A 23,808-nucleotide genomic window follows, 5' to 3' on the forward strand; every position below is an offset into this window, starting at 1 on the left:
GCCTGGACAGAGTAACTGCTTCACCGATTGGCGGCCAGCAGCTTTTGACGGAACACTTCGGCCGGTGTTCTGAACCCCAGGCACTTGCGCGGGGTCGAGTTGAGATGGGCGCATATCTGGTGAAGGTCGCGGTCCTCGATCGACAGTGGGTCGACATCTCTCGGAAGCCATCTTCGGGCGCGTCTGTTGGTGTTCTCGACGGTGCCTTTTTGCCAGGGCGATTGTGGATCGCAGAACCAGGTCTGAACGCCCAGGCCGGCTTGTAGATAAGGCCAGTCCGTGAACTCCGTGCCGCGATCAAAGGTGATCGACCGACGCGCCGCATGGGGAAGGGGACCCAGAACATCTATCAGCCCGTCCATGACCGATCGTGACTGGCGGTCGTTGTTGCGAAGGAAGACGGTGAAGCGGCTGACGCGCTCGACCAGCGATGTGACGTTGGCCCTGCCGAACTTCTTACGGAACTGGATCAGGTCGCATTCCCAGTGACCGATTTGCTTGCGGTCCCGAACGATGTCTGGGCGATGCAGAATGCTCAGTTCCGGGCTGTACCTGCGGCCATGGCGGCGTCTGGCCCGGCTCTCCGGAAGATAGCGCCACAACTTCATTTCCTGGCCGTCGCTCGAATAGCGAAGCGGTAGATCGTCTCGTGACAGACGCGGACGCTGCTTCTTTCATGAGCCAGACGACCGGAGATCTGCTCTGGCGACCAGCCATGCTTGATGCGCTCTATGATCGACTCGCGAAGTCTCGGATGCCGAACCAGCTTGCGATGGCGGCTGCGACGCTCCTTGGCCTTGCCATTCGCCGCCACGCAGAAATAACCGGTCAATTCGGGCATTTCTGGATCCTCGAACTTGTTCCGTGCGATCTCCCGGAAAATCGTCGAGCGATGTCGACCAAGCTTCTCTGCAATCACATCGACGGTGACGCCGGCATGTCGCCAGCGCTCAATCTTCCGACGTTCGTCCAAATCGAGTTGGGAGTAGGTGCGTTTCACGAGTGATTCCTTGCCTGCGATAAGCACTTGATATCGCTGCAAAGTCGCACTTCAAGATAGAATGCACTGACCTATTGCCGCAGATCGCATAAGATAGATTATGGAACTTACTAGCACGGGCTCTACCAAGGCATTCCCGGGGGACTCTCGATCGGCGATCTCGCGGACTGTGCCGACATTGGGCCGAAGCAAGTCTTCCACCCGTTACGGGCTTTTCCAAGGATCGCGGTATCAGTAGCTTGGAGCATGGCATTTCCTGTAGGAAACAACGAAGTCGCGTTCAGGCCCCGCCTCGACACCGGCCGACATGCAGGCTAGCTACGAGGTATGCGAAAAGAAGCGTGGTTTGATCTGGAGCGAAGCGAGGCGGTTATCCATGGCGCGAATACTCTCTATCCGCCCGCCAGATCGTCGGCTTCACATTCGCGATGCCCCTTTTGATTGTCGTTGCAGGCGTCGTCGACCGACGAGAATTGACACCCTACCTCATCGTCGCACTCGCCGTGGCGGTTATTGCTCCGCTCGTCTTGGTGTTGGCGAGCTACATAATGGCGGCGCTTAATTCCCCGATCGGCATTGGTCCGAACGCGATGGTGGCACCCGGCTGGTGGCGCAGGCATTACGTCGAATGGTCCGAGGTCCGAGCGTTGATCCACACGCATTCGATGGTTGGCAGTTTTGCGCCGATCGACCGGAATCTGATTGTCCTCACGAAGGACAATCGCCGGATCCGGCTGTTCCTGCCGGCCATTTCGAAGGAGGAGCTGGCGCAACTGTTGGCGATTCTTCGCGATATCGCCGACCGGCATGGTTTTGAGCTCGTTCTCGACCACACCGAAGAGGGACAGAAGCGGTCGCAGGAACTCGGAGCGTAACAAGAACGCGCAAGGACTCTACTCGTTGCCGTTTCGCCAGGGGTCATTGTTTTCATTGCATTTTTTGGAAATCGGGGACAGCCTCAAGGGCCGTATCCAATTGATTGCTGTCACCGCCTTGCCCCGGAGCGCTCCACTGACATCAATATGCGCTGTGCAGGTGCTCGGCTCCGCATCAGACCACGAGGTTTGCGACCGTCGCGCGCGCGGCATTCACCAGCGCTTTCGGCTCAGCGGCGAAGACGGCGTCGTGCGCACCGGCGGCCGCCCAGACTTCGTCGAAGCCGAGCAGTGTTTCGTCCGCGAAACGCACCACGCCGTCGGGATGGCCGAGCGGCGAAACGCCGCCGATGGCGAAGCCGGTTTCCTCGCGCACCTTGCGCGGATCCGCACGCACCAGGCGTTCGCCCGCCAGACGGTTGGCCTTATCCAGGTCAAGTTTTCTGCTGCCGGACACCAGGAAAAGATAGAGCCTCCCGGATGCTTCACCGGCGAAGACGAGCGACTTGACGATCTGGTCCACCGTGCATCCACATTGGCGGGCCGCTTCCTCCGCCGTGCGCGTGGATTCGCCCATACGGACGATTTCGATGGAAAGACCGGCTTCACGCGCGGCCGCGGCCACCCGATCGATGCTCTTCGACATGAAGTCCCTCTGCAAAATCAGTCACTTGAAATAGATGTCTCCAGCACCATGCCATCATAGCCCGGCGCCACATGGTCCGGCACTTCGCGGCGAACGGTCTCGTAGTCGAGCGGCACATGCATGTGCGTGAGGACGGCCTTGCGCGGCTTCAGCCGGTCAATCCACTCCAGCGCCTCGCCGAGCGAGAAATGGCTCTGATGCGAACGGTATTGCAGGGCATCGATGACAAGCAGATCGAGCTCGGCCAGGCGCGGCACGGTCTCGGGTGGGAAATCGCTCACGTCGGAACAATAAGCGAACGGACCGACACGGAAGCCGAGCGAGCGGATGTCGCCATGTATCTGCGGCAGCGGTGTGAAGGTGAGGGCGCCCCCCTCCCCGTCAATCGCGAACGGTTCGTCGTGGTCGATCAGATGCGGTGCGACGATCGGCGGATAGTTGCTGCCCTGCGGGGTCTCGAAACAGTAGCGGAAGCCCTCGCGCAGGCGGTCCATGGTCACCCGGTCGGCGTAGATGTCCATCAGCCGCCGCTGCACGAGCACATAGCCGCGCAGGTCGTCGATCCCGTGGATGTGGTCGGCATGGGGATGGGTGTAGACGACGGCGTCGAGACGCGGCACCTTCGCCGCGATCATCTGCTCCCGGAAATCGGGACCGGTGTCGATCGCCACGCGGGTGACGCGTCCGTCGGGGCGGATTCGTTCCACCAGCGCCGCCGCGCGCAGGCGCCGGTTGCGCGGATTGGCAGGATCGCAGGCGCCCCAGTCGCCCATGATGCGCGGCGTGCCGGGAGACGACCCACAGCCGAGAATGGTCAGACGCAGCCGGTCGGCCAAGGTCAGGCCCCCTTCCGGACCGTTTTCGGCACCTTGGCGAAGACGCGGAAAAAATTCTCCGTGGTCAGCGCCGCGATCTCATCGGGCGAAACGCCGACCGTCTCGGCAAGGACCGCCGCCGTCTTGGCCACATAGGCCGGTTCGTTGCGCTTGCCGCGATAAGGCACCGGCGCGAGGTAAGGCGCGTCCGTCTCCACTAGCAGCCGGTCGTGCGGCACGCCCCTGGCGATCTCGCGCAGCGCCTCCGACTTCTTGAAGGTCAGGATGCCCGAGAACGAGACATAGCCGCCAAGCTCCACGCCCGTCCGGGCGAGCGCCGGCCCGGAGGAGAAACAGTGCAGGATGAAGGGGAAAGCCCCCTTCCCCGTTTCCTCGCGCAGGATCGCCGCAATATCGTCGTCGGCCTCGCGCGCGTGGATCACGAGCGGCAGGCCCGTGCGCCGCGCCGCCTCGATATGGGTGCGGAACCCCCTTGCCTGGTCCGCGCGTGGCGCCTTGTCGTAGTGGTAGTCGAGGCCCGCTTCGCCGATCCCGACCACCTTGGGGTGGGCGGCCAGCGCGACGAGATCATCGGCGGTGACCGATGTCTCCTCGCCGGCATTATGCGGATGCGTACCGACCGTGCAGAAGACGTTCTCATAACGCTCGGCGATGGCACGGATTCCGTCGAATTTCGCGACACGTGTGGAGATGGTGACCATCAGGCCGACGCCGGCCGCCGTCGCACGCTCCACCACCGCGTCCCGTTCCGCCTCGAAATCGGGAAAATCGAGATGGCAATGGCTGTCGACCAGCATCAGGCCCGGCTCCCCTGCCCGTTCTCCTCCTTCTCAACATAGCGCGGGAAGACCGGCTGCGGCGCCGGCAATTGCACGCCCGGCGCGAGCATGCCGGCCTCGGCGACGTCGGCGAAGCCGCGCCGGTCCGCAGGCACCGCAAGCAGGTCGAGGAGCTTTTCCGCCGAACCCGGCATAAAGGGCTGGCAAAGAACGGCGATGCGTCGCAGGACCTCGGCCGTCGTATAAAGCACCGTCTCCATGCGCGCATGGTTGGTCTTCTTCAGCGCCCAGGGCTCCTGGGCGGCGAAATAGCGGTTGGCCTCGGCGACGACCTCGAAAATCGCGGCGAGTGCGGTATGGATCGCCTGCCGTCCCATGGCTTCGCGCGCCGTGGCGAGCGCGGCCTCGGCCTGGCCGAGCAACGCCCGGTCGGTTTCGCTCAGCGTGCCGCGCTCGGGCACCTTGCCGTCGCAGTTCTTGGCAATCATCGACAGGGAGCGCTGGGCGAGATTGCCCAGGTCATTGGCAAGATCCGCGTTGGTGCGCTGGACGATCGCATCGTGGCTGTAGCTGCCGTCCTGCCCGAACGGCACCTCGCGCAGCAGAAAATAGCGCACCTGGTCGAGCCCGTAATGCGCCACCAGCGCGAAGGGGTCGATGACGTTGCCGACCGACTTCGACATCTTCTCCCCGCGGTTGAACAGGAAGCCGTGGCCGAAGACCCGCTTGGGCAGCGGCAGGCCGGCCGACATCAGGAAAGCCGGCCAGTAGATGGCGTGGAAACGGGTAATGTCCTTGCCGATGATGTGCGCGTCCGCCGGCCAGTAGCGCCAGCGCTCGGCTGCCTGGTCGGGATAGCCGACGGCCGTGATGTAGTTGGTGAGCGCATCCACCCAGACGTACATCACATGCTTCTCGTCCCCGGGAACCGGCACGCCCCAGTCGAAGGTGGTGCGCGAGATGGAAAGATCCCTCAGTCCCGAGCGGACGAAGCTCGTGATCTCGTTGCGCCGCTCGACCGGGCCGATGAAGTCCGGATTGTCGTGATAGAGTTCCAGGAGCGGTTCCTGATAGGCCGAGAGGCGGAAGAAGTAGCTTTCCTCCTCGACCCATTCGACGGGCGTGCCCTGCGGGCCGTAGCGCACGCCGTCCTCGCGCACCACCGTCTCCTCCTCGCCGTAATAGGCCTCGTCGCGCACGGAATACCAGCCCGAATAGGTGCTCGGATAGATATCGCCCTTCTCCGCCATCGCTTTCCAGATGGCCTGCGAGGCGATGCGGTGGCGTTCTTCCGTGGTGCGGATAAAGTCGTCGTTGGAGGCGTTCAGCGCCTTTGCCATGCGCTGGAACTCCGGTGTGTTGCGGTCGGCCAGTTCACGGGCGGAAACGCCTTCCTTGCGCGCCGTCTGCAGCATCTTGATACCGTGCTCGTCGGTGCCCGTCAGGAACATCACATCCTTGCCGTCGCAACGCTGGAAGCGCGCCAGCGCGTCCGTCGCGATCAGCTCGTAGGCATGGCCGATATGCGGGCTGCCGTTGGGATAGGAAATCGCCGTGGTGATATAGAAGGTCTCGCGCGTCATGAGAATGAATGCCCGGGATGTGTCGTTGGCTCGCGCCCAGATAGCGCATCGCGGCCATGAATGCCATGCGCTGACAGGCTCATTTCACCGAAGGTTACCGAGCGCGGCATGGAGGCGCTGCATCGTGCCCATCACATGCTGCTTGCGGTCGAGATTGAAAACCTCCACCTCGCGCGTGTCCGCGGCCAGTTCCTCCCAAAGCAAAGCGAGCCGCGCCGCCTGTTCGACTTGGCCATCCTCGGCAGCCTGCGCTGCCGCGTCGGCCGTGCGGTCGAGCGCGATGCGGTTGAAAAGATCGAACTGCACCTGCCGGTCGCGCCCGACCGTCGCCTCGGCCAGGCGAAAGCTCTCCGCCACGTCGAGGGTGCGCCCGCCCAGGATCTTTTCCACCGTCGCGGCGATCTCCAGTCCCCCGAACTGGGTGAGCAGAACGGCGCTGCGTACGCTGCCGCCGGAGCGCTCGATGAGAAGCCGCCTCTCCTCCTCGCCGGTCGGCAGTTCCATGCCGAGACGGTGCAACAATTCCTCGAGACCCTCGGCGCCGAGCGGCTGGAGCTTGATGGTCTGGCAGCGCGAGCGGATCGTCGGCAGAAGCCGGCCGAAGGAATGGGCGATCAGGATGAAAAGCGTGCGCGGCGGCGGTTCTTCCAGGTTCTTGAGAAGCGCATTGGCCGCGCTGGTGTTCATGTCGTCGGCGGGATCGACGATCACCACGCGGTAGCCGCCGTCGGACGCGGTCATGGAAAGAAAGCGGTTGACGCGGCGGATCTCGTCCACCGTGATCACCGTTCTGAACTTCTTGTCGCGCTCGGAATAGGGGCGCGTGAGATGCAGCAGTCCAGGATGCGCACCCTGGGCCAGCAGCCGAAAGGCCTGTGTGCCCAGGTCTGTCGCGTCCAAATTGTCCGGCGCCATCGCATGGTCGGGATGTGTGAAAAGATGCAGCGCCAGGTGGAAGGCCAACGTGGCCTTGCCGATGCCTCTCGGCCCGGCCAGAAGCAGCGCATGGTGCAGCTTGCCGGCACGGTAGGCGCCCGCCAGCATGCTGCGTGCGCTGTCGTGTCCGACGAGGATCGGATTCTCCGCCGGCTCCGGGATATCGGGAAGGGTGTCGTGCTGTTCGGGCGCGATGCGTTCAAACATGGCCCGCCCCGCGCCTGGACTCATCCTGCCCGTCGGCCGGCATCGCCTTGGCGACCGCGCGCGCGATCACCCTTGCCACGTCCTCGGGCGAGCCGGTGGCATCGACCACCACACAGCGCCCAGGTTCCTTTCTGGCGATGTCGAGAAACGCCTTGCGCCGCCGACGGTGGATCTGCAACGTTTCCTTTTCGAAGCGGTCCGCCCCCGCCTCGCCGCGCCGCGCGGCTGCCCGCCGCAGGCCTTCCTCGGGATCGATGTCGAGGATGATGGTAAGATCGGGCATGGCGTCCTTGACCGTAACCTGCTCGAGCGCAGTCATGAATTTCCGGTCCAGGCCGCCCGTCACCCCCTGATACACCTGGGAGGAATCGACGAACCGGTCGCACAGCACCACCGCGCCGCGGGCAAGCGCCGGCCGGATCACCTGTTCCACATGGTCGAGCCGCGCGGCCGCAAAGAGGATGGCTTCCATGCTTGCGCCGAACGGCTCGGCCGCCCCCGACAGGAGCACATGGCGAACGGCCTCCGCCCCTGGGGAACCGCCCGGCTCGCGCGTGACCACCACCGCGCGGCCGTCCGCGCGCAGGCTGTCGGCCAAAAGGCGGATCTGCGTGGACTTGCCCGCGCCTTCGCCCCCTTCGAACGTTATGAAGAATCCTCGCGGCAAGTATCGTTCCAGTTCTGCCTCGCTTCGTGTTCTTCATAATCACCGCGAAGGCGCAGGTCCAACCTTCCGTTCCGGTTGGCCCGTCAGAGCTTCGGATGCGGGAAGACGCCGTGCCCCTGGCAGCCGTTTACCGCATCCAGCCGATCAGCAGTTCGCCGACGGCGTCGAATGCCCTTTGATGCAGCGTTCCCCGCGCCACCGGTTCGCCGGCATAGACCGGCACTTCCCGGCTCAGCGTGTCGCCGAGCCGGATTTGCAGTGTCCCGATCTCGGCGCCCTCCTCCACCGGCGCCGGGACCGGCCCCTCGTAGACGATGCGCGCCGACAGGCGCTCCGGTTCGGTGAGCGGCACGAGGATCGCCACCGGCTTCGCCGGTTGCACCGCGACGCTGCTTTTCGCCCCGCCATAAACGGACGCCGCGCCGATCACCTCGCCTTCTGCGAAAAGCGTGCGCATCTCGAAACCGCGCATGCCCCAGTCGAGGACCTTGCGCGCTTCTTCCGCCCGTTCGCGCTCGCTCTCCAGCCCGCCCAGGGTGAGAAACAGCCGCCGCCCCTGGCGCGCGATGGAGGCGACGATGGCGTAGCCCGATTCCTCCGTATAGCCGGTCTTCAGGCCGTCAGCGCCGATCTCCATCGGCAGCAGCGGATTGCGATTGCGCTGGCGAATGCCGTTCCACTCGAAATCCGGCTCGGAAAAATAGCCGTAATATGCAGGATATTCGCGCCAGATGTGCTGCGCCAGAGAGGTCATCTCGCGCGCCGTCACCTGTTGGCCTTCCGCCGGCAGGCCCGTGGCGTTGACGAAGGTGGACTTTTCCAGGCCGAGCCTGCGCGCGCGCTGGGTCATCAAACCGGCGAAGCTCTCCTCCGACCCCGCCATGCCCTCGGCAATGGCGATGCAGGCATCATTGGCGGACTGGATGACCGCGCCCCTGATCAGCGCCTCCAAAGGCACGGTCGAGGTCACTTCGGCAAACATGGTGGCCGTGCCGGAGACCGCGCCACCGGTGCGCCAGGCGTGTTCGCTGATATAGAAACCGTCCTCCAGCGACACCCGCCCGCCCTTCAGTGCGTCGAAGACCACTTCCATAGTCATCAGCTTGGCGATGGAGGCCGGTGGGAACGGGGAATCGGGATTCTTCGACAGGAGGACAGTGCCGGTCCCGGCATCGATCATGTAGGCCTGCTTGGCTTTCGTCTCGAAGAGCTGAGCGTTCGCCTCGGCCGGCATGAAAGCCAAAAGGACGAAGGCCGCCAACACGCTTTGACAAAAACGAGACACCAAACGCCCCCCAAGCTCACCGATACCGGCCTGGGAAGGTTACAGGAAGTGATCGCCCCCGATCAACGGCGGGGCTGAGCAACCCCGAGAAAAGATCAGTCGCGAACCGCGAACGCATCCTTGGCACCGGCGGTCCAGGCGGCGCGGAGTGCCACGTCCAGGTCGGCTCCCTCCCGCGGCGCCAGCGAAAGCGCGTAGACCCAGCCGGCCTGCCCCGCCGTGCGCTCCACCGTCACCGCGCCGTAGCCGGACATGGCGCGGGCGATATCTTCTGCGCCTTGCTGCGAGGAGAAGGTGCCCAGATTGACGACCGGGCGCTCTTTCGCCTCGCCGTCGCCGCCGCCTTTATGGCCCCGCGCCCACCAGTCCGTCAGCGCCTGGGAGTCGAGCTCCGGCTCAAGGAGTGCGTCGAAGGCGCGCGATGCGGCCTGTACCCGGTGATCCGCATAGGACAGAAGCGCAAGTTCAGTCTCCATGGGGGCGCCCTGCGGGCGATCCGGCACCACGGGGCCAGTATTGGGCAGCGACACCGACGCTGCACCCTGCGGCTGGGCGGCGAAGGCGCTCGTCGCCTGTGCGACCGGCTGGGTCGGCGTCGATCCGTTCATGGCCAGCATCACGCCCGACGGCAGCCCGTCGGAAGGATCAGGCGCGGCGTCGCCGGGCCGGTAGGAAGCCATGAGAAGCTGGTCGTCCTGCCCGTGCAGGGGCGCCGCGCCCGCATATTCGACACGCACCTTGGCAACCCCGTCGTTCTTGTAGCCGAGCATTTCCGCGGCCTTCTTCGACAGGTCGATCACACGTCCCGCCGCGAACGGTCCGCGGTCGTTCACGCGGACCATGACGGAGCTGCCGTTGGCGAGATTCGTCACGCGGGCGTAACTCGGCAGAGGCATGGTGGGATGGGCGGCGGTCAGGTGAGTCATGTCGTAGACCTCGCCATTGGCCGTCAACCGGCCGTGGAATGCCGCGCCATACCAGGATGCGGCACCCTCGGCGACATAGTCGGGATCGAGCTCGGGACGGTACCAGCGGCCCTTGACCTTGTAGGGCTTGCCGACCTGGTGACGCCCCCCTCCCCTGCGAAGGTCCGATTTCTTCTGGGCGACCCGGGGGCTGGCTTTCACGCCGTATTCCGATTCGGCGAAGTATTCGCTCGTGCCGCTCTTTTCGACATCGGCCGTCGGGGTCTGTATGCTGCAGGCCGAAACCGCCAAAGCAAGGGCGCCCACGCCGAAAACGCCAAGCCGAAGCGACCCCCGTCCCCTCCTGTTCTGCGAATGCATTAACGCCCTTCCCTCGCAAACTTCGTTTTTTCTTGTCACGCGGAAGCGTCAAAGACCGCCCGCGCCAAATTGTCATGGACATGAAATCGTTATAAGCCTGTAAAGGCTTTGTGGCGGGAAAACGGCAGAACAAGTATTCCATATGATCCGCCGGCACAACCCCGCCGCGCACCGCGCGCCATCCCTGAAGAGAACGCAGCCCAAGGGGCCGGACGAACGGCCGAGTGGCTGAAGGCAGCGCCGCCTGTCGAGGGGGAACGGTCAACGATCATACTTGTGCAGAATCTGAACAGATTCTTGCGTGCAAAAGAGGCGTGAAAAGAACGTTGATAAGATATAGAGCACACGCATGATCATATCGTACCGGCACGAATTCACTTTCCTTCATTGCCCGAAAACGGCCGGGAGCGCTATAAATATGGCTCTGGCCCCCCATTTGGGACCACTCGACATCATGTTGGGCTCCGAGGGGGAACGGGTGGAAGTCGGCATTCGGCCGAATCTTCGGGCCCGCATGGATGCACTACGCTTCCGTAGCCCCTTAAGTATCTTTGCGGCGATGGGTATCGGCTCTGAGTGGCCCAGGCGGGTTCTTGGCTTGCAAGCCAAATCATATGCCAGCAGTTTTGGGCCCATCGTCGACCATCCTCACGCGGAGCAGGTACAGGCATTCGACAGGAAAGCCTGGGAGCGGCACTTCAAATTCACTTTCGTTCGAAATTCCTACGAGCGAATGGTTTCATCGTATCTTTTTTTGACGCGTGCGTCCGCGGAAACGCGCGATCCATTTCCTACTTTCGTGGCAAAACTCATAGAAGGCGCCAGCCCGTTGCGGTGGCGGCATTTTGCCGATTCCTGGCCGGTTTACGCTATCGGTGACCATATCGCGGTTGACTTTGTCGGCCGCTACGAGGCTCTCGGCGCCGATTTCAAGGCACTGTGTGATCGTCTCGACCTCCCCTACCGGGCGTTGAGTCATATAAACGTAGCGCCCCGCTATGATTTTCGTGAGTTCTATGACGCGTCCACCCGCAAACTGGTCCATCGCCTTTGCGAACGGGAAATAGATTCCTTCGGGTATCGGTTTGAAGTTTAAAGGAATCGGGGGTGCGAATTTTGTCCGCTGCAAATCCCCGCTCCAGCATGCCATGCCTTGGGGGCAGGTTGACGCTGTGATCCCGAGCACGGTAAAGCCGAAGGCATTGTTTGCAGGCGTTCGCCAGCAAGATGGTGACATAGGCCCCTCTATGGGGCTTGGTGGAAAGCGAAAAGCGGAAAGAAACAAGACCCGGAGGGATGGCCGAGTGGTTGAAGGCACCGGTCTTGAAAACCGGCAGGCGGGCAACCGCCTCGTGGGTTCGAATCCCACTCCCTCCGCCAGCAACCTTTCCCAGATAATCCCAAATAGCCCCATAAACGGTTGAGATTGCTGAATTTTCCCCTTCTTCGCTGTCCCAAAACGACCCAAGCGCCGGGTATCGTTCCCAGTTGAAGCCGGGTATTTTTCCGGGTATGCCGGTCTGGAAACCGGGTATTTTCAAGGAGCGCGGGATGCTTACCGACACCCAAGTGAAGAGCGCCAAGAAGGCAGGCAAGCCATACAAAATGACAGACGGCGCCGGCCTGCACCTTTTTGTAAGCGCAGCAGGCGGCAAGCTGTGGCGGTTTCGGTACGAGTTCGGCGGCAAGGAAAAGGTGCTGTCGATCGGCGCCTATCCTGGCGTTTCGCTTGCTGACGCTCGCAAGGCGCGCGACGAGGCCAAGGAAGCCCTGAAAACCGGCCGCGACCCCTCAGTGCAGAAGAAGCTCGCTAAGCACGCCGCCAAGACTGAGACGTTCGAGGAGATCGCACAGGAATGGTACAGGTTGCACAAGGACACTTGGGTGCCGCGCCACGCCGATGACGTTATCACCAGCCTCGGGAATGATGTCTTCCCCTATTCTGGGAAATATGGCCATCCGCGATATCAACGCCTCTGACGTGTATGCCGTCCTGAGCAAAGTGGAGGCGAGATCAAAGGAGACTGCCCGCCGCATCAGGCAACGCATTGAAGCGGTTTTCAACCGCGCCATCGCAATTGGCAGCGCCCAAAGTAATCCCGGCGCTCAGGTCAAAGGCGCGATGGCACCTATGAAGAAGGGCAAGCAACCCGCCATCACCGACCTAGACCAAGCCCGCGAGATGCTTGCCAAGGCGGAAGCGGAACCGGCCCACCCCCTCACAAAGCTCGCGCTCCGTATCCTTGCACTCACGGCTGTTCGCCCCGGCACGCTGGCTGGAACGCCGTGGGACGAATGGACGGACCTAGATTCCGAGGCGCCCGTCTGGCGCATTCCAGCCGAACGCATGAAAATGCGACTCAAGCATAAGAGCGATGAGGCGCGCGATCACTTGGTGCCGCTCCCTTTGCAGGCGATCGAAGCTATCGAGGCGCTACGCACTATCTCAGGCCGTGGCCCCCTCGCCTTCCCCAATACGCGCCACGCGCACAAGCCAATGAGCGAGAACGCCATGGGCTATCTCCTGAACCGCGCCGGCTACCATGGCCATCATGTTCCGCACGGCTGGCGCTCGACATTCTCGTCCGTCATGAACGAGAGGTTTCCCAGCGACAAGTACATCATCGACCTAATGCTGGCTCACACTCCAAAAGATAAAGTGGAGGCCGCCTACAATCGTGCTTTGCACCTAGAGCGGCGGCGTGAGCTAGCTCAGGAATGGGCAGATATCATATTGAAGGATGCTAAACCTGCGGCAAGCCTCCTGGAGGGGCCGCGGCGATGACATTTCGCCTGAAGGTGGTAAGGTCGCTGCAAGGCTTTGTAGTGGCAAGATAGCTGGGTGCAGGGTGATGGCGGAAGAGTGGGCATGTCCATTTTGTGATCGTAGTCAAATAGTGATGGATAGAAACAGCCAGCGAGATTTCTCACCGCTGTACATAGGTGAAACTGCTCGTCGCTCCCTACGATCTGCTGCGCGCGATCGGCAACCTCGCCGTGGCTTCCGGGGACGATGGGGCGGCTCACACCGAACGGATGGTCATGCTACTGCTGGATGGCCTGCGCTACGGCGCGCCCACACCGAAATAGCCGGGATTGCCACGAGGGCGCGCGCGAGCACCATTCCAAAAAGCGGTCTGACCGTTCCCCACCCTATCCCGGTCTGGCATCTGCCCGGCTTGCTGAAGCTGGGAAATGTTCTCCCGACGTCGCGATCAGGGCCGGAAGGAGACGGTCCGATCTCCGACGACGAGGCCGCAGCGCTGCATCAGCCGATGACCTCTGCTTGGGGCCTGTCGCCGGCGCGCGAGAGTTCCGCGTGCCAGTGGCCGGTCGCGTCCTCCCAGACGATGCCCGTGGTCTCGCCCGGCCGCAACTGCTTGCAGGCCGCCCGCCGCGCCGCGCCGAAGGCCGCATCATGGCTCGGAAAGGTCTCGGAATATGTCCCGTCCACCCGATAGGCCCAGCCGCCGTCGTGTTCGACAATCCGGTATTTTACATCGTTCATTTCATCGCTCCTGCCGTTGGAATGTTCCTACTTGTTGCTCTCGCTCCGATTGGAGGGGAAGGTGTGCAGAGCCGCCGCCATCCTCCCATCACCGACGCAGCACGTCCTGCCATTCCGAATGGCGACCGATCTGCGCCTTCGCGAACGGGCAGAGCGGAATGATCTCGACCCTGTCGCGCCGCGCATCCTCGATTACCTGGCGCACCAGTCGCTCGCCCACCTTGCGGCCGCGCAGGGCCGCGGGCACTTCCGTGTGGTCGATGATGATCAGGCCGTCGCTGGCGCGGCTGTAAGTCATTTCTGCCTCGACGCCATCGACGACCAGACGGTAGCGTCCCTTCGACGGACCATCTTCCCGCTCGACCGTACCGTCGTCCACCGCAGGCGCGTCCTTCGACAGCGCAGCATCAGGCGTGCGCACCTGTCGGGGCTTGCCGTGCGCGCATTCCAGAAGATCACGGTCCCACCCGCCCAGATCGGCGGCGGCCTCGTAGGTCGAGACGAGGAATGCCGTCAGCGCTTCGTCGGGATCGGCAGCCGACTGCACGGAATCGTAGGGGAGGACGAATTCCGACAGGCCCTCGTGCCAGAACGCGCCATCGGGCCGGACCGACGCGGCGCGGTAACCGCCGGGCGCCGGATACGCGTAAGAATAGAAGGCGGGATAGTCGATGTCGCCGCCGCCCGGCCAGAAGCCTGCCGAAGAGACCTCGCGGTCGTAGGCCTCCTGCGCCACGTCGTCCGGCAGTGCCGGGACGCCTCCGGGATGAAGCGGCGCGCGCCGTCCCGAAAAGCGGGTGACCGCGAGGTCGAAGCTGCCCCAGAACAGGTGAACGGGACTGGACTTGCCCAGAAACGACGTGCGGAACCGGTTGAAGACCTTGTCGACCGCGATCAGGGCCTGATGGAAGCGCTGAACGGCTTCGCGGTCATAGGGCCGGTCGCGATCATCCTCGGCGAAGGGAACCGGGAATGGCACCTCGTTCGGACTGCCGTTGAAGGTGGGAGTGCCGCCGAGTTCGGAAATCAGTTGCACGAAGCTCGCGTGGAATGTCGCGACGGTCATCGGCCCGAGATCGAACGATTTCCTGCGGCCATTGCCGCAGGTGCCCACAACCTTGTGCTCGCGCAGGTCGAACAGGATCTCGATGCCCGGCCCGTCCGGGATGGGCGAGGAGGCCAGGCCGTTCGGCGTCACGTAGAAGGTCGCGTGCCACGAATGGTTGAGCCACGGCGTGTGCGCGAGCCGGTATTTGCCGGCGATCTGCAGATAGAGATGCAGCGCCGAACACGTTTCGCGCCAGCCGAGGTAATCGAGGTGGGGCCACTTGTTCATTGTCGTTTCTCCAGGCTGGTTCCGGTCATTCCGGAAGGGGGATGTGCTCGCTGCGGTCGTCGACGGGCAGATCGAAGCGCCCCTTGCCCCAGTTCGCGGCGCGCCATTCCGCCTTGGCGAGTTCGATGCGCTCCTGCGACGAGGCGACGAAGTTCCACCAGATGTAGCGCGGTCCGTTGAAGGTCGCGCCACCGAGAATCATCAATCGCGCCCCCCGCTGTCCGGCGGCCACCGTGATGCGATCGCCCGGCCGAAACACCATCATCTGCGACGCCTCGAATTCCTGTCCGGCGACCGAGATCGAGCCTTGGACGATGTAGATGCCGCGGTCCTCGTGGTTGTCCGGCATGGGCAGCCGGCTTCCCGGCTCGAGCTTCACATCGGCGTAGAACGTCTCGGAAAGCATCGTCGCTGGCGCGGTCTTGCCATAGGCGTTCCCGAGAATGAGCCGAACCGAGACGCCGCGATCCTCGATGACGGGTAGAGTCTCCTTGCCGTGATGCTCGAAGCTAGGCGCCACGTCCTCGTGGCTGTCCGGCAGGGCCAACCAGGTCTGGATGCCGAACAGACTATTCGGGCCGCTCCGCGCAGCCGCCGACGTGCGTTCCGAATGGGTAACGCCGCGCCCGGCGACCATCCAGTTCAGCGCGCCGGGGCGGATGATCTGGTCGGCGCCGGTGCTGTCGCGGTGATGGAAGTCGCCCTGGAACAGGTAGGTGACCGTGCCGAGGCCGATATGCGGATGCGGCCGGACGTCGACGCCCTGCCCGGTCAGCAACTCTGCCGGCCCTGCCTGGTCGAAGAAGATGAACGGCCCGACCATCTGCCGCTTCGGTGCCGGCAGGGCGCGCCGGACCTGGAAATCGCCGAGGTCGCGGGAACGCGGGACGATCAGGGTCTCGATCGCGTCTATGCCGACCTCGTCGGGACAACCGGGTTCGAGTGCTGGGTTCCAACTCATGTGTATCATCCTCTGTCGTCGGATCGCCTGATCCTGCCGAGCGATCTTCGTACCCTTTCCAAGAAACTGAACGAACTCAAGTCTTCGCGCAGCAACGAGCCTGATTGGAAGCAAGAACGGCACCAGAGTGGCACGACCTGCACCGCATTGCCCGAGAGCCTTTGGTAGGTTTCAAGCAGCCAAATGAGCGCTTCCCTCAAGACCCAGGAGATTGGAATGACTTTTCGCAACGGCCTTGCCTCGCTTCTTCGCCCCGAGGATTCCGTACTCGTCCTGATAGACCATCAGCCCTACCAGCTGGCGAACCTGAACAGCCACGATCCGCAGGCGGTGGTCAACAACACGACCGCGCTCGCTAAGGTGGCCAAGGTGTTCGGCGTTCCCACGATTCTGACCAGCGTAATTGCCGCCCGCGGCGGCGTCATCTTCCCGCACGTCACCGAGGTGTTCCCCGACCACGAGGTCATCGACCGGACGTTCATCAATACCTGGGAGGATCCGAAGGTCGTCGATGCGGTCAAGGCGACGGGCCGCAAGCAGTTGATTATCGCCGGCCTGTGGACCGAGATCTGCGTCGCGATGCCGGCGATCCAGGCGGCGGGAGAAGGTTGGGACGTGACCGTGATCACCGATGCGTCGGGCGGCACCTCGCTCGAGGCCCACGAGGTCGCGATTCAGCGCATGATCGCAGCCGGCATCAACATGATGACTTGGCTGGCCCTGGCTTCCGAATGGCAACGCGATTGGGCCCGGGCCGAGACCGCGACCGAATTGAACGACGCCCTCAAGTACCACATCGGCGGCAGCGCCATCGCCTATCTCTGGGAGCAGCAACTGCTCAACACGCCGGTGCCGAGCTCGGCGGGTTGATTCGAGCAGGGATGGCGAGGCGGCCCGGAAAGGTCCAAGCCTCGTCATCCATGTCGCCGCCCAGAACTACACAATGGAGGCACGGATGGATTTCGAGAAGCTCATGCAGGCCAATCTCGACCTGGTGTTCGGCGAGCGCGACCCTACACGGCGCATCGCGGCGATCCGGATCATCTACCATGAGGACGCGGAGCTTCACGAACCCCAGCATTCGGTGCGTGGGTACCTCCGCGCCCGCGATTATTCTTGCCGCTGCGGCGGCCCGTACCAACATCCTATAGGAGAATAAAGTCATGAAAGTTGTAATGATTCTGACGTCGCATGACCAGCTCGGCGACACCGGCCGCAAGACCGGTTTCTGGCTCGAAGAGCTGGCCGCGCCTTATTATGTGTTCAAGGAAGCTGGCTACGAGATCACGCTCGCGTCGCCGGACGGCGGCCAGCCGCCGCTTGATCCCAAAAGCAACGAGCCCGACTTCCAGACCGAGGACACGCGCCGCTTCGAGGCCGACGCCGAGGCGCGAGAAGCGCTGGCGAATACCGTGAAGCTCGCCGACATATCCCAGGCTGATTTTGATACGGTCTTTTATCCAGGCGGCCACGGCCCGATGTGGGATCTCGCCGAAAGCCCAGTCTCGGCGGCGCTGATCGAAAGCTTCCTTGCCGCGGACAAGCCGGTCGCGCTGGTGTGCCACGCGCCGGGCGTGCTCCGTCACGTTAAGACGCCGAACGGCCGTCCGCTCGTCGAAGGAAAGAAGGTCACCGGCTTCACCAACAGCGAGGAGGCCGCCGTCGGCCTGACGAAAGTCGTGCCGTTCCTCGTCGAGGACGAGTTGCAGGCCAAGGGCGGCATCTATTCGAAGGGTCCTGACTGGGGTCCGTACTTCGTACAGGATGGCCTGCTGATCACCGGCCAGAACCCGGCCTCGTCCGCCGGCGCCGCCCGGCGCCTGGTCGAGGAACTCGGAGCGTCGGCATGAGCGCCTACGTGGTCTTCGTCCGTGACACGGTTACCGACGAGCAGGCGCTCGATCGCTACCGGGAGCGGACGCCGGCCGCGCGCGACGCGCATCCGCTAGAACCGCTTGCCTTCTACAGCCCTCACGAGGGGCTCGAGGGCGAGCCGGTCGACGGGGTCGCGATCTTGCGCTTCCCCACGATGGAGAAAAAGCATGAAGGTATTCATCGTTGGTATCGGCAGCGGCGTCGGCCGTCGTGTCCGGGAGCAACTCGCCGCGGCGGGCGACGAACCCACCGGTCTTGTACGTCAGCAGCGTCAGGTCGAGGCGCTGGCGTCCCTCGGCATCAAGGCCAAGTTCGGCGACCTCGTCGCGATGTCGGTCGATGAGCTCGCCGACGCGGTGCGCGGCGCCGACGCGGTCGTCTTCAGCGCCGGCGCCGGCGGCAAGGACGGCGACGATGCGACGACCCGCATCGATGGCGATGGACCGGGCAAGCTCGCAGAGGCGGCAGCGCTCGCCGGCGTGCGACGGTTCATACTCGTCTCCGTCTTCCCCGAAGCTTGGCGCGAGCGGCGCATGGACGCTTCGTTCGAGCACTACATGGTTCAGAAGAAGCGGGCGGAAATCGCGCTCGTTCAGACAGATCTCGACTGGCTGATTGTGCGCCCCTCTGCGCTTCTCAACGATCCGGGGACGGGTCGGGTCGATCTTGGTCTCGCCAGGGTCCACGAGGAGATCACGCGCGACGACGTCGCAACCACGGTCGTCGCGCTGCTCAAATCGCCCGACCTGAGCCGCCTGATCCTGGAGGTGACCGGCGGCGACGTACCCATCGCCGAGGCGGTAGCGGCTGTCCGAGAAGCCACTGCGCCGTCCGGCTCCGAGCAAGCGTGACACGTCAATGCGCGCTCATCACACAGGGCACTCCCGTCGATCGGTGATCGCGATGCTGGCAGGAACGGCGATGATCGCCGTTATGGCGGGGCCTTGATATGGCGCAGGTGAGAGCTCCGCGGCCGAGGCTTGAACCTGTAGAGGTGTTGGTGAAGGTCACTGCAGCGCTATAGAGCAGACGGGATCGCGGACCGCTCGTCTATGGTCGGATGGGCTCAACCGCATGTGCCTGAGAAAACCCGTGCGGGGACCTGATTCCAAGAGTCCCCAGCCTCCAGCGCAATATACGTGATCGGAAGGTTCGTCTGAACGTTCATGATCGCCGCGCGTTCCGTCGAAACCGTCAACACAAGGCTTTAGACCATGCTCAAAGGATCGGACCTTTTTGTCGCCGCGCTGGAGAACGAGGGCGTGGACCACGTCTTCGGTGTGCCGGGCGAGGAGAACCTCGACCTGCTGGAGTCGCTGCGGACCTCCAGCATCGAACTGGTCCTGACGCGTCATGAGCAGGCCGCGGCCTTCATGGCCGCGACGCATGGGCGGCTGACGGGCAAGCCCGGCGTCTGCCTCGCCACGCTCGGACCGGGCGCACTGAACTTCTCGACCGGCGCGGCCTACGCTCACCTCGGCGCCATGCCGATGATCCTCATTACCGGCCAAAAGCCGGTGATGAGCGCCAAACAGGCCCGCTTCCAGATCGTCGATATCGTCGCCTCGATGAAACCGCTGACCAAGATGACGCGTCAGATCGTCAGCGCCGGCGCCATCCCCGCGACGGTGCGCGACGCGTTTCGCGTCGCGATGGAGGAGCGACCCGGGCCGGTGCATCTGGAACTGCCGGAGGACATCGCGGCCGAGGAGGTCGAGAATGCCTCCGTCATTCCGCGCCACTCGCTGGAGCGCCCCGTTCCCCATGCCACCGCGCTCGACAGGGCGGCGGAGATGATCCTCGCCGCCAGGCGGCCGCTCGTGATGGTCGGTGCGGCAGGCAACCGGCCTGCGCTGGTCGAGGCGCTTTCGAGCTTCGTGAGGCGCACGAGGCTGCCGTTCTTCAATACCCAGATGGGCAAGGGCGCGGTCACCGGCGGCTCGAACCTCTATATGGGAACCGCAGCGCTCTCGGAGGGCGACTATGTCCACGAGGCCGTCGAGCGCGCCGACCTGATCATCGCCATCGGCCACGACACGGTCGAGAAGCCGCCCTTCCTGATGAAGAGCGCCGGCGGGCCCAGGGTCGTCCACATCGGTTACCAGTCGGCCACTGTCGAGCAGGTCTACCACCCGGATATCGAGGTGATCGGCGACATCGGTGCCGCCGTCGAAGCGCTTGCAGAGCGGCTCCAAGGAAAACTGACGCCCGGCGACGGAATGCTCGATCTGCGCCAGAGGATCCTCGCCCGCATCAATGATCGTGCGGAGGAAGACCGGTTCCCTGTTACACCCCAGCGCATCGTTCACGACGTCCGCAAGGTCATGCCGGAAGACGGCATCGTCTGCCTCGACAACGGCATGTACAAGATCTGGTTCGCCCGTAACTACCGCACCCATGTCGCCAACACGCTGCTGCTCGACAATGCGCTCGCGACGATGGGCGCCGGCCTGCCCTCTGCGATGATGGCGGCAATGCTCCATCCGGACCGCCGCGTCATGGCGGTCTGCGGCGATGGTGGCTTCATGATGAACTCGCAGGAGATGGAGACCGCCGTGCGGCTCGGGCTGAACCTCGTCGTGGTCATCCTGAACGACAGCGCGTATGGCATGATCCGCTGGAAGCAGGCGGTGGACGGCTTCCCGGATTTCGGCATGAGCTTCGGCAATCCCGACTTCGTGCGCTACGCGGAAAGCTACGGCGCGAAGGGATCGCGCGTCACCGCAGTCGAGGATTTCGTGCCGACGCTCGAGGCCGCTTTCGCCGGCGGCGGTGTCCATCTGGTCGATGTGCCGATCGACTATTCCGAGAATACCCGTGTGCTGGTCGATGAGTTGCGCAACCGCACGCCCGACGTGGACTGCACGTGAGCACCTGTCGCGGCAAGCGCCCGAAAACGCAAGGAGACCGACAATGCTGAAGGTCGTTCAGGCGTTTGACCGCGCGCCGATCGCGGAGATCGAGACGGACGATGCCGCCGCGCTGGAGCGCAAGCTGAAGTCCGCCGATCGCACCTTCAGGGACCGCGACGGCTGGCTCAAGCCTCACCAGCGCATTGCCATCCTGCGCAGGCTGGCTGCACTGATGGAAGGCAAGCGCGATCATCTGGCCATGCAGATCGCGCGCGAGGGCGGCAAGCCGCTGCCCGACGCCATCATCGAGACCAATCGCGCCATCGATGGGGTCCACAACGCCGCCGACGAACTGCGCAATTTCGCCGGCCGTGAAATCCCGATGGGCCTTTCTGCGGCCGCCGAGAACCGCTGGGCCTTTACCACCAAGGAGCCCATCGGCATCGTCGCGGCGATCTCGGCCTTCAATCACCCGCTGAACCTGATCGTTCATCAGGTCGCGCCGGCCATCGCGGTCGGCTGCCCGGTCATCGTCAAGCCGGCGATCACGACACCGCTGTCCTGTCTCGATTTCGTGGCGCTGGCCCGCGAGGCGGGCTTACCCGAGCCGTGGTGCCAGACCTTCGTCACGGACGACAATGCTCTGGCCGAAAAGCTGGCGACCGACGGCCGCGTTGCCTTCCTCAGCTTCATCGGCTCGGCCCGGGTCGGCTGGTCGCTCCACGCCAAGCTTCCGCACGGTACGCGCTCGGCGCTGGAGCATGGCGGCGCCGCGCCGGCCATCGTCGACCGCAGCGCCGATGTCGGCAAGGTGATCGAGCCGATCGTCAAGGGCGGCTACTATCATGCCGGGCAGGTCTGCGTGTCGACGCAGCGCATCTTCGTCCATGCCGACATCGCCGAGGATTTCACGCAGAGGCTCGTCGCCCGCGTGGAAAGACTGCGCACCGCCGATCCCACTCTGAAGGACACCGAAGTCGGACCGCTGATCCTGCCGCGCGAGGCCGACAGGGTTGGGGAGTGGATTGAGGAAGCGGTCGAGGGCGGGGCCACGCTGGCCACCGGCGGCAAGCGCCTCTCCGAGACGACCCTTGAGCCGGCGGTTCTGCTCGACCCCGCTGCCGATGCGAAAATATCGACGCTGGAGGTGTTCGGCCCCGTGGTCGCGGTCTACCGCTACCGCGATCTGGACGGGGCGATCGCCCAGGCCAACGCGCTGCCGACGGCCTTCCAGGCCAGCATCTTCGCGCAGGACATAGATGTCGCGCTGCGCGCCGCCGACCGCCTCGATGCCTCGGCCGTGATGATCAACGATCCCACCGCCTTCCGAACCGACTGGATGCCCTTCGCCGGCCGCAGGGAATCCGGCTACGGCACCGGCGGCATCCCCTACACGATGCGCGACATGACGCAGGAGAAGATGATCCTGATGCGCAGGAGCTGATCGTCAGCGGCCGTCGGTCGAGGTGATCGCGAAGCCTGCCCGCGGTCGCGGACACCCTTGGAAGCAGGTTAGTCCAATTCGGCCCCAATAGGACTGCTCGTGCAAAGGGACTATCTATTCATAGAGAGTTTTCGCTGAATCCATTCAGTTGATTCAGTGACGTCTGCAGCGGCCAGTTCATGATTGGCTGAGAGTTCCAGACTGTCGACGCGCGCTCCATGAGCCAGAAGGGCGTCCGCCAGCGCCGGCGCATTGCGAGCAAAGGCATCGTCACGTCCGGTTAGCGCCAGTACGCTCGTGTCCGAGAGATCAAGGGCAGGTGGTTTCTCCAGGGTCTGGATGCCGCGCAGCAGAACCGCGCGGCGCACGACGCCAGGATGAAGTTGGATGACCGCCGCCAGCATGTTGGCACCGTTGGAATAGCCGAGGAAGACAAGTTTGTCGGGGTCGAGGCCATAGCCGGTTACGGCGCCTTCGACAAACGCCGCGAAGGCTTCGGCTTCGCCACGGATATCCTGCTGATCGAACGTCGTTGCATCGACACGGCGGAACCAGCGATTGGTTCCTTCCTCGGTCGCTCGGCCACGCACGCCGAGCAGCGTCGAATGCGGGGCTATGCGTCGTGCGATCGGCATCAGATCAGCTTCGTTGCCGCCGGTGCCATGCAGCAACACCAAGGTCGTGCCGTCCGGATTTTGCGGCCGGTTGAAACGATGTATGAAAGGAAGGTCGCGGGCCGGAAATCTCTCTTCGCCGGGAAGGGCGAATTGCGGAAGCATTGCCCTCAGATCCTCTGCGCGATCGGCATCATGTGGCGGCAGAAGCAGTGTCTGGCCAAGCTCGGCAGGCGCTTCGTCAATGGTCATGCCCGGCCCATCGGTCGCGTATTCCATCAGTATGCCGGCGGGATCGCGAACGTAGAGCGACACGAAGTACTTTCGATCATGAACCTCGGTTGGCCCGTGGCCCTTCAGCGAAAGCCGCATGGAGCGGAGCTCATCGATGTCGCGCGCCCGAAAGGCGACATGGTCGGGCACCCCGCCGCCGGACACGGAAGGCACGAAACCGGACACCTCCCTGATATCGATGATATCGGTTTCGGAACCCATGCGCTGTGCCACGCCTGACCGCCGGTCTTCCGTGTACCCGAAACGCACCAGAAAGCTTGCGGTCTCTACCGCCTTGTCTGTCAGGAGCGTGACGCCCCGCAGCCTGGTGGGCGCGTTCGGAAGTGGGGCCGGCGTTGCCATCGCCACACCGACCAGCTTCACGATCAGCCCGTCCGGATCCTTCAGCCGGAGGACCGGCTCCCCGAACTCGCGAGATGGACCCTCGAGCGGAATGTTGGCGGCGAGCGCCTTGGTAATCCAGTCACCCAGCGAAACTGGCGGCACCGCCAACGCCACTTCCGATACCTGGCCGATACCCGTACGGCCGCGGCCCGCCGCCTCCCAGACAAGGAACGTCAGCAACGAGCCGGGACTGCCGAGGCCGTCTCCATAGACAAGATGCAACTGCTCGGCGTCCGCGTAGCCTCCGGTGCGCTTCACAAGCCTTAGCCCGAGAAAGCCGACATAGAAGTCGACGTTGGCCTGCACATTGGAGGTGATGCCGGTGACGTGGTGTATGCCGCTGGTCATTCCCGTGATGCCTTCCGCGCCTGGTTTCCCCTTATGCTTATTGGACCTTCAGACGGGTTTTCGCATCGGCCCGGCGCGATCAAAACTGTGGG

23 protein-coding genes, 1 tRNA gene and 2 pseudogenes are annotated in these 23,808 nt (G+C 63.7%); 13 read left to right on the plus strand and 13 right to left on the minus strand.

Annotated elements, in window-relative coordinates:
* Positions 1 to 20: 20 nt before the first annotated feature.
* Positions 21 to 1,000: pseudogene (locus ACFP9U_RS02415) on the minus strand (IS30 family transposase).
* A 428-nt stretch (positions 1,001 to 1,428) separates the two neighbouring features.
* Here ACFP9U_RS02415 and ACFP9U_RS02420 point away from each other — a divergent pair.
* Complete coding sequence (locus ACFP9U_RS02420) at positions 1,429 to 1,875, plus strand: hypothetical protein (RefSeq protein ID WP_378618759.1); 447 nt, start codon at positions 1,429 to 1,431, stop codon at positions 1,873 to 1,875.
* Positions 1,876 to 2,050: 175 nt separating this feature from the next.
* On the opposite strand, the gene ACFP9U_RS02425 is transcribed toward ACFP9U_RS02420, so the two are convergent.
* The 8 genes from ACFP9U_RS02425 to ACFP9U_RS02460 all read right to left on the minus strand — a co-directional run bounded on the left by ACFP9U_RS02425 (position 2,051) and on the right by ACFP9U_RS02460 (position 10,100).
* Positions 2,051 to 2,521, minus strand: coding sequence for a YbaK/EbsC family protein (locus tag ACFP9U_RS02425; protein WP_378618761.1), 471 nt, complete (start codon positions 2,519 to 2,521; stop codon positions 2,051 to 2,053).
* 17 nt (positions 2,522 to 2,538) lie between these two features.
* Positions 2,539 to 3,357, minus strand: a complete 819-nt coding sequence (locus ACFP9U_RS02430) for an MBL fold metallo-hydrolase (RefSeq protein ID WP_378618762.1) — start codon at positions 3,355 to 3,357, stop codon at positions 2,539 to 2,541.
* Between the two features lie 2 nt (positions 3,358 to 3,359).
* Positions 3,360 to 4,154, minus strand: a complete 795-nt coding sequence (locus ACFP9U_RS02435; protein ID WP_378618764.1) for a TatD family hydrolase — start codon at positions 4,152 to 4,154, stop codon at positions 3,360 to 3,362.
* Complete coding sequence (gene metG / locus ACFP9U_RS02440) at positions 4,154 to 5,719, minus strand: methionine--tRNA ligase (protein ID WP_378618765.1); 1,566 nt, start codon at positions 5,717 to 5,719, stop codon at positions 4,154 to 4,156. Before metG ends, ACFP9U_RS02435 begins: the two co-directional genes overlap by 1 nt.
* A gap of 84 nt (positions 5,720 to 5,803) precedes the next feature.
* Positions 5,804 to 6,862: a DNA polymerase III subunit delta' gene (locus ACFP9U_RS02445; protein ID WP_378618767.1), complete on the minus strand. Its 1,059-nt coding sequence runs from the start codon at positions 6,860 to 6,862 to the stop codon at positions 5,804 to 5,806.
* On the minus strand, positions 6,855 to 7,529 hold the full coding sequence (gene tmk / locus ACFP9U_RS02450) for a dTMP kinase (protein WP_378618768.1): 675 nt from the start codon (positions 7,527 to 7,529) through the stop codon (positions 6,855 to 6,857). Before tmk ends, ACFP9U_RS02445 begins: the two co-directional genes overlap by 8 nt.
* Before the next feature lie 127 nt (positions 7,530 to 7,656).
* On the minus strand, positions 7,657 to 8,817 hold the full coding sequence (locus tag ACFP9U_RS02455; protein ID WP_378618770.1) for a D-alanyl-D-alanine carboxypeptidase family protein: 1,161 nt from the start codon (positions 8,815 to 8,817) through the stop codon (positions 7,657 to 7,659).
* Positions 8,818 to 8,909: 92 nt separating this feature from the next.
* Positions 8,910 to 10,100 (minus strand): septal ring lytic transglycosylase RlpA family protein, encoded by a 1,191-nt coding sequence (locus ACFP9U_RS02460; protein ID WP_378618772.1) that lies wholly within the window; start codon positions 10,098 to 10,100, stop codon positions 8,910 to 8,912.
* A gap of 349 nt (positions 10,101 to 10,449) precedes the next feature.
* On the opposite strand from ACFP9U_RS02460, the gene ACFP9U_RS02465 reads away from it, so the two are divergent.
* From ACFP9U_RS02465 to ACFP9U_RS02485, 5 genes are all read left to right on the plus strand, one after another.
* Positions 10,450 to 11,196, plus strand: coding sequence for a sulfotransferase family 2 domain-containing protein (locus tag ACFP9U_RS02465; RefSeq protein ID WP_378618773.1), 747 nt, complete (start codon positions 10,450 to 10,452; stop codon positions 11,194 to 11,196).
* 194 nt (positions 11,197 to 11,390) lie between these two features.
* Positions 11,391 to 11,480: transfer RNA gene (locus ACFP9U_RS02470), tRNA-Ser, on the plus strand.
* Positions 11,481 to 11,651: 171 nt separating this feature from the next.
* Positions 11,652 to 12,080: a tyrosine-type recombinase/integrase gene (locus ACFP9U_RS02475; RefSeq protein ID WP_378618775.1), complete on the plus strand. Its 429-nt coding sequence runs from the start codon at positions 11,652 to 11,654 to the stop codon at positions 12,078 to 12,080.
* Entirely contained in the window at positions 12,052 to 12,885 is an 834-nt protein-coding gene (locus ACFP9U_RS02480) for a tyrosine-type recombinase/integrase (RefSeq protein ID WP_378618776.1), read from the plus strand. Before ACFP9U_RS02475 ends, ACFP9U_RS02480 begins: the two co-directional genes overlap by 29 nt.
* 158 nt (positions 12,886 to 13,043) lie before the next feature.
* Entirely contained in the window at positions 13,044 to 13,190 is a 147-nt protein-coding gene (locus tag ACFP9U_RS02485) for a hypothetical protein (RefSeq protein ID WP_378618778.1), read from the plus strand.
* Positions 13,191 to 13,368: 178 nt separating this feature from the next.
* Here ACFP9U_RS02485 and ACFP9U_RS02490 read toward each other — a convergent pair whose 3' ends face one another.
* The 3 genes from ACFP9U_RS02490 to ACFP9U_RS02500 form a co-directional block, all read right to left on the minus strand.
* Positions 13,369 to 13,608: a DUF2188 domain-containing protein gene (locus tag ACFP9U_RS02490; protein ID WP_105745836.1), complete on the minus strand. Its 240-nt coding sequence runs from the start codon at positions 13,606 to 13,608 to the stop codon at positions 13,369 to 13,371.
* Between the two features lie 88 nt (positions 13,609 to 13,696).
* A complete protein-coding gene (locus ACFP9U_RS02495; protein ID WP_378618780.1) occupies positions 13,697 to 14,944 on the minus strand; it encodes a DUF5996 family protein in 1,248 nt (415 codons plus the stop codon).
* A 25-nt stretch (positions 14,945 to 14,969) separates the two neighbouring features.
* The gene (locus ACFP9U_RS02500; protein WP_378618781.1) at positions 14,970 to 15,905 is read right to left on the minus strand and encodes a pirin family protein; all 936 of its coding nucleotides are present in this window, start codon (positions 15,903 to 15,905) and stop codon (positions 14,970 to 14,972) included.
* 216 nt (positions 15,906 to 16,121) lie between these two features.
* Here ACFP9U_RS02500 and ACFP9U_RS02505 point away from each other — a divergent pair, with 216 nt between their 5' ends.
* The 7 genes and pseudogenes from ACFP9U_RS02505 (at position 16,122) to ACFP9U_RS02535 (ending at position 22,076) form a co-directional block, all read left to right on the plus strand.
* Entirely contained in the window at positions 16,122 to 16,775 is a 654-nt protein-coding gene (locus ACFP9U_RS02505; RefSeq protein WP_378618783.1) for a hydrolase, read from the plus strand.
* An 85-nt stretch (positions 16,776 to 16,860) separates the two neighbouring features.
* Complete coding sequence (locus tag ACFP9U_RS02510; protein ID WP_378618785.1) at positions 16,861 to 17,064, plus strand: hypothetical protein; 204 nt, start codon at positions 16,861 to 16,863, stop codon at positions 17,062 to 17,064.
* Between the two features lie 4 nt (positions 17,065 to 17,068).
* Complete coding sequence (locus ACFP9U_RS02515; RefSeq protein ID WP_378618786.1) at positions 17,069 to 17,755, plus strand: type 1 glutamine amidotransferase domain-containing protein; 687 nt, start codon at positions 17,069 to 17,071, stop codon at positions 17,753 to 17,755.
* Positions 17,752 to 17,889, plus strand: a pseudogene (locus tag ACFP9U_RS02520) (DUF1330 domain-containing protein); the annotation flags it as partial. The gene ACFP9U_RS02515 and the pseudogene ACFP9U_RS02520, both read left to right, overlap by 4 nt.
* 58 nt (positions 17,890 to 17,947) lie before the next feature.
* A complete protein-coding gene (locus tag ACFP9U_RS02525) occupies positions 17,948 to 18,631 on the plus strand; it encodes an NAD(P)H-binding protein (protein ID WP_378618788.1) in 684 nt (227 codons plus the stop codon).
* A gap of 363 nt (positions 18,632 to 18,994) precedes the next feature.
* Positions 18,995 to 20,650 (plus strand): acetolactate synthase large subunit, encoded by a 1,656-nt coding sequence (locus ACFP9U_RS02530; RefSeq protein WP_378618790.1) that lies wholly within the window; start codon positions 18,995 to 18,997, stop codon positions 20,648 to 20,650.
* 43 nt (positions 20,651 to 20,693) lie between these two features.
* The gene (locus ACFP9U_RS02535; protein ID WP_378618791.1) at positions 20,694 to 22,076 is read left to right on the plus strand and encodes an aldehyde dehydrogenase family protein; all 1,383 of its coding nucleotides are present in this window, start codon (positions 20,694 to 20,696) and stop codon (positions 22,074 to 22,076) included.
* Between the two features lie 110 nt (positions 22,077 to 22,186).
* Here the strand turns inward: ACFP9U_RS02535 and ACFP9U_RS02540 are convergent, their stop codons facing one another.
* Complete coding sequence (locus ACFP9U_RS02540; RefSeq protein ID WP_378618793.1) at positions 22,187 to 23,716, minus strand: VOC family protein; 1,530 nt, start codon at positions 23,714 to 23,716, stop codon at positions 22,187 to 22,189.
* Positions 23,717 to 23,808 lie beyond the last annotated feature (92 nt).

It is taken from the genome of Nitratireductor sp. GCM10026969 (assembly GCF_042660605.1).
Lineage (GTDB): Bacteria > Pseudomonadota > Alphaproteobacteria > Rhizobiales > Rhizobiaceae > Chelativorans.